The sequence below is a fragment of the Mycobacterium sp. NGS58 genome (assembly GCF_059812385.1).
Genome location: NZ_JCALCO010000026.1, coordinates 41,880 through 56,663, shown reverse-complemented (window position 1 = coordinate 56,663; position 14,784 = coordinate 41,880). Strand labels below are relative to the sequence as shown.

Annotated in this window: 16 protein-coding genes and 1 pseudogene; 8 read left to right on the top strand and 9 right to left on the bottom strand. The window is 65.8% G+C overall.

Translation table 11 applies throughout. The features are described from left to right. Nucleotides 1–15: 15 nt before the first annotated feature. The 6 genes from AC5Y4H_RS21730 to AC5Y4H_RS21705 all read right to left on the bottom strand — a co-directional run bounded on the left by AC5Y4H_RS21730 (nucleotide 16) and on the right by AC5Y4H_RS21705 (nucleotide 6,031). Nucleotides 16–306 (bottom strand): GlsB/YeaQ/YmgE family stress response membrane protein, encoded by a 291-nt coding sequence (locus AC5Y4H_RS21730; protein WP_499984914.1) that lies wholly within the window; start codon nucleotides 304–306, stop codon nucleotides 16–18. A gap of 109 nt (nucleotides 307–415) precedes the next feature. Beyond that, nucleotides 416–1,576, bottom strand: coding sequence for an LLM class flavin-dependent oxidoreductase (locus AC5Y4H_RS21725; RefSeq protein ID WP_499984912.1), 1,161 nt, complete (start codon nucleotides 1,574–1,576; stop codon nucleotides 416–418). 168 nt (nucleotides 1,577–1,744) lie between these two features. Then, nucleotides 1,745–2,149, bottom strand: coding sequence for a hypothetical protein (locus tag AC5Y4H_RS21720; protein ID WP_499984910.1), 405 nt, complete (start codon nucleotides 2,147–2,149; stop codon nucleotides 1,745–1,747). A gap of 152 nt (nucleotides 2,150–2,301) precedes the next feature. Continuing rightward, complete coding sequence (locus AC5Y4H_RS21715; RefSeq protein ID WP_499984908.1) at nucleotides 2,302–2,520, bottom strand: hypothetical protein; 219 nt, start codon at nucleotides 2,518–2,520, stop codon at nucleotides 2,302–2,304. Nucleotides 2,521–2,783: 263 nt separating this feature from the next. Beyond that, nucleotides 2,784–5,072, bottom strand: a complete 2,289-nt coding sequence (gene aceA / locus AC5Y4H_RS21710; RefSeq protein WP_499984907.1) for an isocitrate lyase ICL2 — start codon at nucleotides 5,070–5,072, stop codon at nucleotides 2,784–2,786. Nucleotides 5,073–5,317: 245 nt separating this feature from the next. Further along, the gene (locus AC5Y4H_RS21705; RefSeq protein ID WP_499984904.1) at nucleotides 5,318–6,031 is read right to left on the bottom strand and encodes an MBL fold metallo-hydrolase; all 714 of its coding nucleotides are present in this window, start codon (nucleotides 6,029–6,031) and stop codon (nucleotides 5,318–5,320) included. A 92-nt stretch (nucleotides 6,032–6,123) separates the two neighbouring features. Between AC5Y4H_RS21705 and AC5Y4H_RS21700 the strand changes: the two are divergent. From AC5Y4H_RS21700 to AC5Y4H_RS21685, 4 genes and pseudogenes are all read left to right on the top strand, one after another. Continuing rightward, a pseudogene (locus AC5Y4H_RS21700) lies at nucleotides 6,124–6,231 on the top strand (transcriptional regulator); the annotation flags it as partial. Nucleotides 6,232–6,287: 56 nt separating this feature from the next. Continuing rightward, nucleotides 6,288–6,734, top strand: coding sequence for an SRPBCC family protein (locus AC5Y4H_RS21695; protein ID WP_499984900.1), 447 nt, complete (start codon nucleotides 6,288–6,290; stop codon nucleotides 6,732–6,734). A gap of 64 nt (nucleotides 6,735–6,798) precedes the next feature. Further along, nucleotides 6,799–7,407 carry a YbhB/YbcL family Raf kinase inhibitor-like protein gene (locus AC5Y4H_RS21690; protein WP_499984897.1) on the top strand — a complete coding sequence of 203 codons (609 nt, stop codon included), beginning with the start codon at nucleotides 6,799–6,801 and terminating at the stop codon, nucleotides 7,405–7,407. Between the two features lie 17 nt (nucleotides 7,408–7,424). Continuing rightward, a complete protein-coding gene (locus AC5Y4H_RS21685; protein ID WP_499984892.1) occupies nucleotides 7,425–8,273 on the top strand; it encodes a lipase family protein in 849 nt (282 codons plus the stop codon). A gap of 1 nt (nucleotide 8,274) precedes the next feature. Here the strand turns inward: AC5Y4H_RS21685 and AC5Y4H_RS21680 are convergent, their stop codons facing one another. Continuing rightward, nucleotides 8,275–9,843: a phytoene desaturase family protein gene (locus tag AC5Y4H_RS21680; protein WP_499984888.1), complete on the bottom strand. Its 1,569-nt coding sequence runs from the start codon at nucleotides 9,841–9,843 to the stop codon at nucleotides 8,275–8,277. Nucleotides 9,844–9,955: 112 nt separating this feature from the next. On the opposite strand from AC5Y4H_RS21680, the gene AC5Y4H_RS21675 reads away from it, so the two are divergent. Beyond that, nucleotides 9,956–10,555: a TetR/AcrR family transcriptional regulator gene (locus AC5Y4H_RS21675; RefSeq protein ID WP_499984884.1), complete on the top strand. Its 600-nt coding sequence runs from the start codon at nucleotides 9,956–9,958 to the stop codon at nucleotides 10,553–10,555. Nucleotides 10,556–10,582: 27 nt separating this feature from the next. On the opposite strand, the gene AC5Y4H_RS21670 is transcribed toward AC5Y4H_RS21675, so the two are convergent. Continuing rightward, a complete protein-coding gene (locus AC5Y4H_RS21670; RefSeq protein WP_499984882.1) occupies nucleotides 10,583–11,446 on the bottom strand; it encodes a LysR family transcriptional regulator in 864 nt (287 codons plus the stop codon). Between the two features lie 106 nt (nucleotides 11,447–11,552). Here AC5Y4H_RS21670 and AC5Y4H_RS21665 point away from each other — a divergent pair, with 106 nt between their 5' ends. Together AC5Y4H_RS21665 and AC5Y4H_RS21660 are read left to right on the top strand one after the other, a co-directional pair. Next, entirely contained in the window at nucleotides 11,553–11,945 is a 393-nt protein-coding gene (locus tag AC5Y4H_RS21665) for a tautomerase family protein (RefSeq protein WP_499984880.1), read from the top strand. 8 nt (nucleotides 11,946–11,953) lie between these two features. Continuing rightward, nucleotides 11,954–12,916, top strand: coding sequence for an NAD(P)H-dependent flavin oxidoreductase (locus AC5Y4H_RS21660; RefSeq protein WP_499984878.1), 963 nt, complete (start codon nucleotides 11,954–11,956; stop codon nucleotides 12,914–12,916). Nucleotides 12,917–13,002: 86 nt separating this feature from the next. Here the strand turns inward: AC5Y4H_RS21660 and AC5Y4H_RS21655 are convergent, their stop codons facing one another. After that, a complete protein-coding gene (locus AC5Y4H_RS21655; RefSeq protein WP_499984875.1) occupies nucleotides 13,003–14,148 on the bottom strand; it encodes an LLM class flavin-dependent oxidoreductase in 1,146 nt (381 codons plus the stop codon). Between the two features lie 150 nt (nucleotides 14,149–14,298). Here AC5Y4H_RS21655 and AC5Y4H_RS21650 point away from each other — a divergent pair, with 150 nt between their 5' ends. Continuing rightward, nucleotides 14,299–14,781 carry a carboxymuconolactone decarboxylase family protein gene (locus AC5Y4H_RS21650; RefSeq protein ID WP_499984873.1) on the top strand — a complete coding sequence of 161 codons (483 nt, stop codon included), beginning with the start codon at nucleotides 14,299–14,301 and terminating at the stop codon, nucleotides 14,779–14,781. Nucleotides 14,782–14,784 lie beyond the last annotated feature (3 nt).

The following is a 14,784-nucleotide window of genomic DNA, read 5'->3' as shown; positions in this document are numbered from 1 at the left end:
GCGTCACCGAGACAATTACCGCCGAAGCAACCCGGCCCGGCGGGTACGGCGACCCCGCACGGTTTCCCAGATCGCGATCAGGACGATGGCAGCACCGATTCCGATGAGGAACGGAACCCAGGCGATTCCGCCATTGGCATTGTGGTAGCCGAACTGACTGGCCACCCATGAGCCGATCAAGCCACCGAGGGCCCCGAGCGCAATGGTCATGATCATGCCGATGTCTTGTTTGCCCGGCATGAGGAGACGCGCGATCAAGCCGATGAGCGCGCCCACAACGATGGCGAGGATGATTGAGCCGATCATTGCTGCAACTCCTGTCTTAACGGTGCCCCCAGTAGGCCCCACCTTCGACTAGGGGTTCCCTGAACCGCGAGACTTATAACACACAAGTGGAACGCATCAGGCGTCGCTGCTAGGACGTTTTTTCGCTTTCGTACTTCTCCGTCATGTGCGCCACGGCGTCTAACTGCGACTGCGCCAGGGCATCCCGAGCCTGACCGGCACGTGCGGCGGCATCCAGCGTCGGCTGCGCCTGCCCCTGGAAATGTGGCACGACTTCGGCGGCGAACAACTCGGCGGACCGTCGGGTGGCGGCGGGGTTGGCCCACTCGTGGCCCATCTGGAGCATGCAGCCGAAGCCGCCGGACTGATCCCACAGCCGTTGCACCTGTGCGCGCGCCCGCTCGGGCGTGCCGATGACGCCCGCCCCGTTCTCGTTGATCACGTCGATCATCTCGTCGAGCTGCTCCCCCGGCATCGTCATCTGCGGAAAGGCCGCCACCTTCTGGAAGTAGCGGAACCATGGCTCGATGCCGAATTTGACCTCTTCCCGCGCCTGCTCATCGGTCTCGGCGAGGTGGAACAACCCGACCAGGCTCCAGTTGTTGCGGTCGACCTGCGCTCCGAAGGCCGCGGCGCGCTCCTCGACGATGCCCCAGTGGTAGGCCAGGGCATCGAAACCCTCGACCGTCAGGGTCGCCCCGATCGACAGCAGGCCGATGCCGTGCTTGCCGGCGAGCCGCGCACCGGTCGGTGACGCGACCGCGGCGACGGACAGCGGGATCCCGCCGTCGGAGTACGGAGCCAGCTGCAGCTTGGCATCGAAGAGCTGGTGGGTCGCGGTTTTGGCGCTGACCGTCTCGCCCGCCAACAACCGCACGACGATGTCGAGGTTGGTTTCCAGCAGCTCTCGGGTGTCGGTCGGGGTGAGCCCGATCATGGACGAGTCGCTGGGCAGCGAGCCGGGTCCCACACCGCCGATGATGCGTCCCTGCGTCAGGTGATCCAGCAGCATCAGCCGGTCTGCGACCCAGAGCGGATTGTGGTACGACAGCGAAATGACCCCGGTGCCGAACCGGATGCGCTTCGCCCGTTCGGCGGCGGCAGCTATGAATACCTCTGGGGAACTAATGATTTCGCTGCCCGCCGAGTGGTGTTCGCCTAACCAGACCTCGTCGAAGCCGAGGGCGTCGAGGTGTTCGATGAACTGAAGATCTCGCTGCAAGGCCAGCGTCGGGTTGGTGCCAGCGCGGTGGAACGGGGCGATGAAATATCCGAATCTGAGCTTCGACATTGAAGTCCCCTTGCATCCGAGTTGCGGGAGAACCATAACTCGGAAAACAGGTTTGGCCCTAGGCCCAAAAGGGGTTCAGCCGATGGGGCCAGGTACTCCCGGCCCCACCGGCTAGGGAACAAGTCGTCGTGGTTGCGTTTTCGGCGTTCGGGTAACGCGATTCGGCGATCAGTAACCGCCGCACACGTTGCCGATGCATCCGCCGCCACCGCCCGGTCCACCGCCACCACCGCCGACGCCGGGGATGCTGCCGCCACCGCCGCCGGGGCCACCGCCGCCGGTCGGGCCGCCGGGGATGCCGCCACCGCCCCCGCCGGGGCCGCCGCCTCCGGTCGGGCCGCCAGGCACACTGCCGCCGCCGCCGTTGGGTCCGCCACCGCCGTTGGGGCCGCCGGGCTCACCGCCGCCGCCTCCGGGCGCAGTCGTGGGCGCGACGCTGGACGACGGTGTGGTCGTCGGAGTGGTGGTGGTGCTGCTCGGGCCACCCTTATGCCCACCGCCGCAGGCAACCGATAGCACGAGCATCGCCGCACCGCCGAACAGTGCGACCGTCGTCCTCGGTCCAGACCTCATCAGATCCCCCGATCTCCACGTGCGCCACTTCGCGCCGCCCACTTTTTCTTACCCCGCGGCGAGATTGCGCAAACAGATTCCGGCGCCGAGATTGCGTCGGACAAGGATGGCCCATCGCGGGGACGCGATGGGCCATTGTGAACGACGGTCGGCTAGCAATTCGCTCCCGGAATGCAGCCGGTCAGCGTGGCGATGTGCACGCCGGGCGCGGGTGTGCGGGTCTGCATCGAGGTTGCGCCGGATGACGAGTGCGTCGCCGGCGTCGATGTGCCGCTAGTTGGGCTAACGCCGCCGGGGGCGAATCCAAGAGTGAAAACGACCGCTACCGCCCCGCCGAATACGGCTGTCGCATTCTTGATTGTGGTGCTCATCAGGCGCTCCTCTCACTACGGAGCAATTGTTAAATCTGTACGCACTTTTGTTACAAGCTAAATCCTACACTTAGGCAACTGTGCGCTAGGTAAATTTTTGGCAACGCATGCGTCGATCAACCGCAACGGGGCGGGCCCACGCGTGACGGGCGCGTCTGTACTTAAGGGCGTTGCGACGTCCCGACGCGCGGGGGCGCCGAGTCTACGATGACGATCAGCGGCCGTTGCGTCGGTCGACGGGGTGGTCGCGTCCGAGCCGCTGGCTAATCTTCTTTGGTGATCAGCTTGCGCAGCGCAACCCGGTCGGGCTGCAGCAGTTCGGCGATGCGGGGCCGGTTCACTTCGGCGACGATGATCTCGCCGACCTCTTGATAGACCTCGCTGAAGATGCCGTGTGATTTCATCTTCTCGGTCTGATACTGGTTGTCCTCGGTCGGCGTCACGTAGATAACCGCGTCGGCCTTGAAGCGGTGCACCAACCAGAGGTGGATCAGCGTCATCAGCCGCTTCTGCCGTAGCTTCTCGGCGAAGGTGTTCTGGTCGCGCACCTGCAGGATGCTGCGGCCGTGCCGGTCCTTGATCGGGTCGACGACGACGTTCGCCAGCTGCTCGTCGTCGTTGCCGTAGATGCCGAGTTCGAGCACGTCCGAACCGGCCCGGCGGGGTCGCAGTTGCACGCGAAGTTTCTCGTCGAGGCTGTAGTTCTCGCTCCACATCGCCAGCCACTCCTCGAGCAGCTTCTTCGGCACCTCGGTCTGCACCAGGTGCTGGTGCTGCGTCGAGCCCTCGCCCATCGCCTTGGTGGTGGCGGTGCGGCCCGAGGAGGCCGTCAGCGCCGCGTCGCTGCGCGGGCCGCCGACCAGGGTTTGCGGTGTGCGATACGGCGATTCGACCAGGCGCATTTTGCGCTGCAGGCGGGCCAGCGCCAGCATGCCGTCCTGTTGCAGCGAGGTGGCGAACTCCTCGGCCGCGACGCCATCGATCTGGTGTCCGCCGTAGGTGATGAAGTTGAAGACGAAGCCCATCTTGCCCAGTTCCTCGGGGAACTGTTTCATCTGCTCGTCCGTCATGCCGGTGGTGTCCCAGTTGAACGAGGGCGACAGGTTGTAGGCCAGCATCTGGTCGGGGAACTCGGCGTGGATGGCGTCGGCGAACTGCTTCGCGTCGGCCAGGTCGGCGGTCTTGGTCTCCATCCAGAGGATGTCGGCGAACGGCGCGGCCGCCAGCGATTTCGCGATCGCGTACGGGATGCCGCCGCGGATCTGGTAGTAGCCCTCGGGGGTCTTCGACAGCTCGCAGTCCCAACCCGGGTCTACGCCCAATTCCTTCGCCTTTTTCTTGGCGGAGTACAGGGACGCGCGTGCCGCGAAGGCGCGCCACTCGTCGACGCTCATGTCGGCCGGCTCGCCCTCGCTGGCATCGAACTCGAGCACCTCGGCCACGGCCTCGCCATAGGTCATCAACCCGGCATCGTCCTCCCAGGCCGCCACGAACCGCGACTCGACCTGGTCGAACAGGTCGCCGATCGACTGCTGGCCGTCCTCACGCCAGGTGTTGACCGCGTCGGAGACGGCGTTTTGGATGCCTTGTCGCTCCAGCCAGGCCCCGGCCTCGGCGTACTCCCCTTCGGGGAGCGCGTAGAGAAGGTGACCGTTGATGTCTTTGGCGCCCAGCTCGTAGAAGCGGCGCACCATCGCCAAGAAGCACGACTTGTACGAGGGGATGTTGAGGTTGGTGGCGCCGAGCAGGAACGGCTGGTCCCGCTCGTCCGCGCGGCTGTCGAGCAGGTTGGCCGCTTCGGCATCGGTACGGGCGACGATGATGCCCGGCACCTTCATGATGTCGAGTTGGAAGCGCGCGGCGTTGAGGCGTTTGATCTGCTCGTCCGACGGCACCAGCACCTTGCCGCCCTGGTGGCCACACTTCTTGGTGCCGGGGCGCTGATCCTCGATGTGGTACCCGGGCACGCCGACCTCGACGAACCGGCGGATCAGGTTGCGCACGTGCGGGTCGCCACCGTGGCCGGTGTCCGCGTCGGCGATGATGAACGGCCGGTAGTCGTACTGCGTAGCGCTCGCCTGCTGCTTCTCGCTCATGCTCACGCGCTGGTACTGCTGGTTGCGGTCGGCGGTCAGCAGCGCGCGCACCAACACCGCGGCGTCGTCGGGCACCTGACTCAGCGGGTAGCTGGCGAGGTCGGGTCCGGGATCTTCGGTGGTGGAACCTTTGGCCGACGTCGCCCAACCACCCAGGTAGATCCCCTCGATGCCCATCCGCTTCATCGCGACGGCCTGGCCGGGCGAGTACGGGCCGAACGTGGTGATGCTCTTCTTCTCGGCGAACAGTTCGCGCAGCCGCTCGTAGAACGCGATCGCTGCGTTGCGGGCGACCGTGTAGTCCGTGGGGATGGTGCCGCGCTGCTCGGCTACCTGGCGGGCCGTGAAGAGTCGCGTGATGCGAGAAAAGCGCGGGTCGTCGAAGTATTGCTGCGTGGCGGCGACCTCGTCGTCGAACGACGGCCGGACTTGCGTGTCTCTGTCAATGATCGCCATGTCTACGCTCCTCTTCGCACGCGATTCCACTGAACGTGAGTCTATCCCCGGGAACAACAGTTCAATCACGGGTCAAAGGACCCGAGCCAAAACTGTTGGCGCACCCGGCACTTGCGGGGTGTTTTTCGGCGGCGGACGGCGATCGGGACGGAGCATTGGCTGCTCGAGATTCTCGGCCGTCGGTCCGCGGCGCCCCCGTGTGACCTCAACGCCTTGGGAGACAATACTTTTCGATACGTTCTCGATCACTGGCCTGCCGCGCGGCGGGCCAGCCAGTCCCGCTGGCGACGGACGAACTCCGCGTCGACGACGCTGCCATGGCCGGGGACGTAGATCGCATCGGGGCCGCCGACCGCCAGCAGCCGGTCCAAGGTCGCGGGCCAGGCCGCGACATCGGAGTCGCCGTCGATCGCGGGATCGGCGGACTCCTCCACCAAGTCTCCGGTGAACACCACGACCCGCTCGCCCTCGTCCGTTCCGGGGGCGACCACCACCAGGTCGGACGCTGTATGGCCACGCCCGAGGTAGGCGATCGTCACCGCCCGGTCCCCCAGGTCGACGACGGCGTTGTCGGCGCCGCCGCGCGGGGGCCGTAGGGCGGCGATTGCACGGTTCACCTCGGCGGGGTCGGCGCCATGACGCAACGCGTCCTCGCGGAGTTGATCGGTGCCCAGGGACAGGTGTTCGGCCACCTCGGGCGCGCAGTGCACTTGCGCCCCGGCGAACAGTGACGAACCCAGCACGTGGTCGAAGTGCTTGTGCGTCAACACGATATGGCTCACCGGGCGCCGGGCGAGCAGCCGGACGTCGGCGTCGATCGCGGCGGCCTCGCGCAGCGTGGTCCCGGTGTCGACGAGTAACGCGCCGGTGCGGCCGCGCACCAGCCCGATGGTCACGTCGCAGAACGGGAGCCGGCAGCGGTGGACGCTGCCGGTCAGCCGTTCCCAGGCGAGATGCACACCAGGAAGGTAGCCGGCCGGCGCTCCGGCCAGGGCGGGTTCCTCCGCGAGAGCATGTCGGAAATAGTTGACGTGTCGAAAATATCCGACGTATGTTGCGGGACGTGGGTCGCGTCGATCGCGTTTTCCTCGCCCTGGCCAACCCGGTGCGGCTCGAGCAGCCGCTGTCGGCGGGGGAACTCAGCGAGCGGTTCGAGCTTCCCTGACGCGCTGTGCGGCGGGTTTCGGGCCGCAGCGCACCGGCTATCTTCCCGAGATGGCTATCACCGATTCCCGCGAAGTCGTCATCGAGGCGACGCCCGACGAAATCATGGATGTGCTGTTCGACATCGAATCGTTGACCGAGTGGTCGTCGGCGCATAAGGAGGTCGAAGTGCTCGAGCGCGACGACCAGAACCACCCGACCCGATCCAGACAGGTCGTCAAACTCGTCGGCGTCAGCGACGAACAGGAGCTGGCATACACCGTCTACGACGACGGCGTCGGCTGGACCCTGGTCAGCTCCAAACAGCAACGCGCCCAGGAGGGTCGGTACACGTTGACGCCCGACGGGGACTCCACGAAGGTCCGCTTCGAGCTGACCGTCGATCTGGTGGCTCCGGTACCCGGATTCCTGGTAAAGAAGGGCGCCAAGAGCCTGATGGACACCGCCACCGTGGGATTGCGCAAACGGGTGCTGGAAGTCGAGAAGCGCGGCAAGTAGCGGCACCCCATCGCGGTGAAATCCGGCCTTCCGGACTGCGTGCGGGCGAGTCAGACTATTTCCCATGGGATCGCGATGGGCGGGCACATTTCACCGGAGCGCGGCGCTCGCCGGCACGCTGGCGCTGCTAGAGGCGCTGGTCGGGTGCGGCGACCAGGGTAATAGCCCTCCGACGACGTCGTCGGCGCCGAAGGTCACGACCCTCGGGCGGACGGCGCCGAACGCGCCCGCGGATGGGCCGTTGACGATCAGCAGCCCGGCTTTCGCCGACGGTGCGCCGATTCCGGTGCAGTACACGTGCAAAGGCGCCGACATCGCACCGCCGTTGGCGTGGTCGGCGCCCTTGGGTGGCGCCCTCGTCGTCGACGACCCCGATGCCGTCAACGGCTTGTATGTGCACTGGGTCGTCATCGGCATCGCCCCGGGCTCAGGCAGCACTGCCGATGGCCAGACTCCGGCCGGGGCGACCGCGCTGCCGAACACGGCCGGCCAGTCCGGGTACAAGGGTCCCTGTCCCCCGGCGGGTAGCGGCACGCACCATTACCGGTTCACCCTCTACCAGCTGCCCAACGACTATCAGCTGCCCGGTGGCCTGGCCGGTGTTCAGGCGGCGCAGACGATCGGGGGCGCCGCGACCGCGCAAGCGCAGCTCACCGGAATGTTCGGTGGCTGAGCCGGAACGGGGCCGCCATGCCAATGCAATCGACGGTAAATGTAACGCAGGCAATACAATTCGCCCAGCTCGTCAACGCGACATACGCGACTCCGCCCGGCGATCTGACCAATAAGTCGGGCCAGGCGCTGAGCGCCGGCGGCGTCGACTACACCGTGGTCACCACGATCTACGCCAACGATCTGGCGACCGACATGGATCCGACCCGAGCCGACGACGAAGTATCCATCGGGTTGATCTGCCAGGAGAACAACACGGGTGACGTCGCGATCGCGATCCGCGGCACCGAAGGATGGCTCGAGTGGATTCACGACGCCGACTTTTTTCAAGTGCCGTGCCCATTCCTGGCCGGCGCCGGTAACACGGAAGACGGCTTCACCGCCATGTACGAGTCCCTGCGGACGGGAGCCACGCCGGGTTCGCCGACGGTGGTCAACGCACTTGCGAAACTTCCGCAACCCGTAGGCTCCGTGACGATCTGCGGTCACAGCCTGGGAGGTGCCCTCGCGACACTGCTCGCCCTTGACGTGGCCGCCAACACAACGATTGCCACCCCGGCCGTCTACACCTACGGCAGTCCACGCACCGGCGATTCGTTGTTTGCCGCCACCTTCGACCAGGTGGTCAAAAACTCGTGGCGCGTCGCAAACCGCCTGGACATCGTTCCGGCGCTACCCCCGCCCCTCGACTACGAGCACGTGCTCAATCCGGTCGAGCTCATCCCGGTCCGCCTGACCCCGTGGCCCCCCAAGACATTGGTCAACTACACGGTGTCATGCGAACATTCGCTCGCGACATACCTGTACCTGCTGTCCCTGCAATCCGGTGGCCCCGTGCTTCCCCTCGAACCCGTCTGCAAACCCTGATTCAGGCCATGTCGTCGAGCGCCTGATAGGCGGCGTTGTAGCCCGGCGTGAAGGTGATTCCCGGTCCGCCATGGCATCCGGCGCCGGCGAGATACAGGCCGTCGATACCGATGGGCATATCGAGGAAGCCTTTCGGCCCGGGCCGGTTGGGGCCCATCAGGTCTGGGTGCAGCAGGCCGTGACAGAAGTCGCCGGACGGCGCGCCGAACATGGTGTTCATGTGGTAAGGCGCGAACGTGATATGGCGTATCACGATGTCCCTGAAGTTCGGCGCCAGTCGCGTGATCTTGTCGATAACCCGTTGTGCCATCTCATTTTTGAGATGACCGTGCTGCTCTCGGCTGACCTCGACCGGGAAGGCGTAGGCAAACGCGCTCGCCGCGTGCTTGCCGGGCGGCGCCATGGCGGGATCGTGCACCGATGGGATCTGCATTCCCATCGACGGATTGTCCGGAACGACGCCCCGCCGGCAGTTCTCCCAGTGCAGCTGTTGGGATTCGGGTGATCCGAAGATTCCCACCGACTGTTGCATGCCCTCGGCGTTCAGGAATTCGTACGGCGGGGCGAATTCGGGCAGCCCGTCGAGGGCGAAGTGAATCTGGACGAACGACGCCCGGTGGTCACGGCCGGAGACGCGCGAGACCACCTGCGCCGCGACGTGTTCGGGTGCGATCAATTCGGTGAGCGTGACATCGGGCGACAGGTTGGACATCACGATGGGCGCCGAGATCGTCGACCCGTCTCGCAGCCGCACGCCGGTCACCTTGCCTTGGCCGACGAGGATCTCCTCGGCCTTGGTGCGGAATCGGATCTCGCCGCCGTGGGCGATGAAGAGCTCGCGCAGGTGCTCGGTGAGCGCGCCGATGCCGCCCTTCAGCTTGGTCATCATCGCGGTGCTGTCGTCAGGCACCGCCAGGGCAAACGCTAAACACGTTGCGCTGCCCGAGGTGTACGGGCCGCGGTAGGTCGAGTTGACGGCCAGGAATGCCAGCATCCCCCGCATGACCGCGTGCTTGACTTTGTCGGGAAGGTAGCGGTCGATCACGTCCATGGCCGAGCCGAACAGCATTTCGTGAATCGCCCGGCGTTCGTCGTCGTTGGCCGCGCAGGCATACATCTCGTCGAGAGTCTTGGGCGGCCGGCGGACGTCAAAGCGGCCCAGCGCTTTCGCCGGTCCCGCGCTCCAGCCGATCAGCTCGGCCATGCCGGCGACCGCCTCCAGCCCGTGCTTTTCGCTCAGATGTGTCATCAGCCGCATGGGGTCGCGGTAGAAGATCATCGGCTCTTCGCCGTGCTCACCGATGTTGGTTGACATCACGTCGGGCTCGACCGCCGGCAGCGTGTCCAGCCCGAGGTCCTTGGTGAGTTGGCTCGCGATCGGAAACTGCACCGAACCGGCGATCTCGTACCGGAAGCCGTCGATCAGTTCGACCGTCGCGGCCATGCCGCCCGCGTAGGTGTTGGCTTCCAGGCACACGGTGCGCAGGCCAGCGCGTTGCAGGATCGCCGCGGCGGTCAGCCCGTTGTGCCCGGCGCCCACCACGATCGCGTCGTAATCGGTATTGCTCATGACCTTGACCCTCGTCTCGATCGGGAACCCGCGCGCCAAGAATATGTCAGTACTGACATAATTGGAAGATGTCAGTCGTGACCCGCCCGCCTGGGATACGATCACCGCTGAAATGACCCCACCGGGCAACCGTCATGAACAACGACGACGATCGACGCATGAGGCACTTCGCCAGGCGGCGTTGAAAAGCTTCGCCCACAAGGGGTTTGGGAACGTCACCGTTACCGAACTGGCCCGCGAGGCCGGTGTCACCGAACGCACCTTCTTCCGGCATTTTCCGACCAAGGAAGCCGTGCTTTTTCAGGACTACGAGACCCAGTTGGAGTGGCTGGCCGAAGCGCTTGCCCAGCGGCCGCCCTCGGAATCGCTGTTCGATGCGGTGCTGGCCAGCGTTGCCGCGTTCCCGCACGACCTCGAAGTGGTGCGCCAAGCCGCGACCGCCCGCGCGGAGCTGATCAGCGCCGAGCGGATCGCCGGTCATCTACGGGTCGTGCAGGCCTCGTTTGCTCGGGTGCTGACCGATTTCGTCAGGGGGCGGAATCCGGGCCTGCCGAACGTCGATCTGGCCGCCGAGGTCGCGGGTTCTGTGATCGCCGCGGCCCTCGTTGCCGCGCTGGAGAATTGGGGCCGCAGCGGTTGCTCCGGCGACCTCGGCGCGGACGTGACCGCGAGCCTGGGCCTGGTGCGCTCCGGGCTGGCGCCGCTCGCCTGACGGCGTGCGCGACCCCACGCGAATCCGTCACATGGCGGTGTCGACGGCCGCCTCGATGAAGCGGCGAAGTACGGGGCTGTTGGCCCGCTTCAAAAATGCCAGGACGACGGGAATGTCGGGAGCCCCCCGCAGCGCGATAAACCGCACGCCCGGGTGGATGTTGCGCCTGATGGCGACGTCGGGAATGACCCCAACGCCCCGGTCGGCTGCGACGGATTCGATCCATTCATCGAAATTGGTTGTCTCGACCACGGTTTCGGGGCCGGCGCCCGCGGGCCATGACCAGGGTCCGGTGGTGCCACTGGCGGTGTTGACCACAAGCGGCCAGCGTGGCACCTCAGCCCAGTCCAGTTCCGTCCGCTCCGCCAAGGGTGAATGCACCGAACACACGGCCACTCGTGGCTCATCGAAAAGGTGCACGATTCGAACGGCGGTCGACGTCACGTGCCCGCGCACCAGGGCGACGTCGACCCTCCCCTGCTGGACCGCACCGAGCGCGTCGTCGGTGCGAATCAGGTTGACCGTGGTCCGGGCGGCCCGTTCGAATCGCGCGACGGTGTCTTGCGCCCAAGGGTCGGGCAACAGCCAGCTGAACCCGAGGCGGAGGCTCGCCTGCTGCCGGACGGCGTCGACACCACGTCCCAGCTCGGCGAGTACCCGTTCGACGTAATCGAGAAAGACTCGGCCGGCCTGGGTGGTCGCCACGTGCCGCGAGCTCCGGTCCAGCAGCGTGGCTTCGAGCGCGTCCTCGAGCTGCGCAATGGTGCGACTCAGCGCGGGCTGAGTGATGCTGAGCTCTCGGGCGGCCTGCGTGAACGATGCGAGGCGCGCCACCGCTTCGAATGCGCGGAGGTGGCGCAACTCGACTCGGCCGGCCTGCACCACGTCCATGTCTGCTGAGCATAGATGCCCTATAGAAGGCATTTCTCGCGGGATTCCCGCGGACCTAACGTCGGTTGCAACGAAGGCGCAACCCGCGCTGTACGCAGGAGGAAAAATGCCGTTGTTGTATATCGACCTCATCGAGGGTCGTACGCCCGTCGAGGTTCGCGATCTGCTGGACGCGATCCACGAGACGGTTGTCGAAGCGTTCGGCGTCCCGGAGCGGGATCGCTACCAGGTGGTGCGGACCCACCCGGCCCACGAGATCGTCACATTGGACACCGGTCTCGGGATCGAGCGCTCACCTCGCCAGGTGGTGGTGCACATGGTCAGCCGGCGACGTCCGCGAGAACTCAAGCAGAAGTTCTATGAGCTGCTGGCATCCCGCCTCGCCGACCGGTGCCGGCTAGACGGTGCCGACCTGATCGTTTCCGTGACCGAAAACGACGACGAGGACTGGTCTTTCGGCCACGGTCGGGCGCAGTTCCTCACCGGTGAGCTCAAGTGAGCGGGAGCATGACGACGCGCCTCACCGAGCTGTTCGGAATCGAGCAGCCGATTCTGCTCGCGCCGATGGCCTTGATCTCCGGGGGCCGGCTCGCGGCGGCGGTGACGCAGGCGGGCGGCCTGGGCCTCATCGGCGGGGGCTATCCCGACGCCGAATGGCTCCGATCCCAGATCGACAAGGCCGAAGGCGCCCGGGTCGGATACGGCTTCATCACCTGGAGTCTCGCCCAAAATCCCGCAGTGCTCGACGTCGCTCTGGCTCAGCGGCCGGCGGCCGTGATGCTGTCTTTCGGCGAGCTGCAGCCGTTCGCCGATCGCATCCACGCTGCCGGCGTTCCGCTCATCGCGCAGGTGCAGAACCTCGTTCAGGCGCGCCGCGCCCTGGATGTGGGGGCAGAGGTCATCGTCGCTCAGGGCGGCGAGGCCGGCGGGCATGGAATGAGCGTGCGGTCGACTTTCACCTTGGTGCCCGAGGTCGTCGATTTCGTGGCCGAGCGATCACGAGACACGTTGGTGGTGGCGGCCGGCGGCATCGGCGACGGTCGCGGGTTGGCGGCTGCGCTGTCGCTGGGTGCCGACGGTGCGGTCGTGGGCACCCGGCTCTGGGCGACGCCGGAAGCGCTGGTGTCACCGCGGGCCCAGGATCGCGCAATCGCGGCAGGTGGAGACGACACCGTGCGTACCCGCGTCTACGACCTTGTGCGCCGCCTCGATTGGCCCGCGGAGTACAACGCGCGGGCGCTGGGCAACGCCTTCCTGGACACCTGGCACGGCAACGAGACCGAGCTGTCGGCGCGGCTGCCCGAAGCCATCGCAACCTACGAAGAGGCCGTCGCCGCAGAGGATTTCGACACCGCCGCGATACTGGTCGGCGAGGGGGTGGGACGCATACGTGAAATCCGTCCCGCCGCGGACATCGTCGCCGACATGGTCGGCGAAGCGGCCCGCATCCTGAACAGCGTGGGCCGCTGAGCTAGAAAAGGGCGACCACTCCGCGGCGCGCAACAGCCGGCTTTGCCGATTGATCGCTCAATTAGTGCGAGGGCCAACCTGGTGCCTCACAACTTCTTCAACCCTCGCAAGATCTTCAGGAAGGGCGCTGTCGTAGCCAGGCTCTTTCGCAGGCTGCGCTGCATAATGCTCACGTTGGCGGCCACTAAGTAACGCAACCCGTGGTCACGCCACTCCGCCGCCTGGTCGATCACATCGTCCGGCGTCCCAGTCAGAAGCGTTTCCTTCAACAACGACGGCGGAACTCGTCGTGCGTAAGAAAGCACGGTCTGCTCGTCCAGCAATTGCGGAAGGAAGTCTTGTGCGCCGGAGAAATCAGCACCCAGTGGATGCTCCACGCCATGGTCAGCCCACCGTTCGGCCGGAATGTTCAGTGCGAAAGCCTTCGAGGCGTTCGAATTCAGCGTTTCGTCGACCTCATCCCGGCTGCCGCCAGTGACGACAAACAGCCAAACCGCCGGGGTGATCGACATGGGGTCGCGCCCAGCATCGGACGCCGCCGTGCGCACTGCTTGCAGGCCCTGTGCATAGTCTTTGGGCCGCATCACAGCCGCCGGAAACCAAGCATCGGCGTAGCGACCGGTGGCTCGTAGCATGCGCGGCCCGTGGGCGGCGACCCAAATCTCAGGCCACTTGCCGCGGTAGGGCGGAAGATCGAACGCCGCATTGCGCAATGGAAAGTAGGCCGAATCCCGCGAGACGAGTTTGCCTCCGGAGTTCCACAAAGCACGGATGGTGGCGAGTGCCTCTTCGAATCGCGCGACCGGCTTGGTCCAATCGACACCATAGGGTTCGTTGCCTTCACGCTCCCCTACGCCGATGCCCAGGACGGCGCGGCCCCGGCTAATCAAATGCAGAGTAGCGGCCGCCTGTGCGGTGACCGCGGGGTTGCGGCGGCTGGCGTCGGTGACGCCGACACCGAGCCGGACGCGACCGAACCGGCTGCGAGCGGCGAGATGTCCGAGCAGCGTCCAAGGCTCTAGGCACGCGTCGATTTTTGGTGCCACTTTCGCCACCCCGACGTACTCCGGCGTGTAAAGCGACCGGGGAAAAAGCGAATTGAGATGATCGCCCACCCAGTAGGCGTCAATGCCGGCCGTCGCTGCGGTCAAGTAATCACTGCGCGCCAATGCCGTCGCCGAATACCGCGAATTGATGATCTGGTTGCCCAGTCCCACCCGAAATCCACTCATAACTGGCATAGTGGCAGCCTCCCACCGCAGAAGGCATGGCTTTCGAGTAAGCGGCTACTCCAACCGTTTGCGGGGTCTATGCCTGGCCTCGGCGACCAGGATCTGGTTTGCTCGGCTCATTAGTTCTCTTCCCCGGGCAGGAGTTCGCTGATGGCCCGTCTCGATGTGCCGGATGGCCCCGGCGGCGAAGCCGCCATGATCTGGACGCTGCGGCCGCAACTCGGTGACATGGTGGAACGCATGATCCGCGGCGCGTACCAGCAGAGCATCCTGCCGGCCGACGAGCGCGAGCTGGCCAGGATGCGTATCGCGCAGATCAACGATTGCGTTGCGTGCTCGGACTTCCGCGCCCAATCGGTGCTGGATGCCGGGGTCGCGCCCAACCTCTACGACAACGTCGCCGCGTATGCCATGTACCCGGGATACACACCGCGTCAACGCCTTTGCATCGAGTACGCCGAACGCTTCGCGACCGACCACGCCTCCCTGAATGACGAATTCTTTCAACGACTTCGTTCGAAGTTCTCCGACGAGGAGATCCTCGATCTCACGCTGTGCGTCGCGGTGTTCCTTGGCCTGGGGCGCTCGTTGAGCGTTCTGGGCGTCGACCAGTCGTGCGCCATCGACCTCTGATCA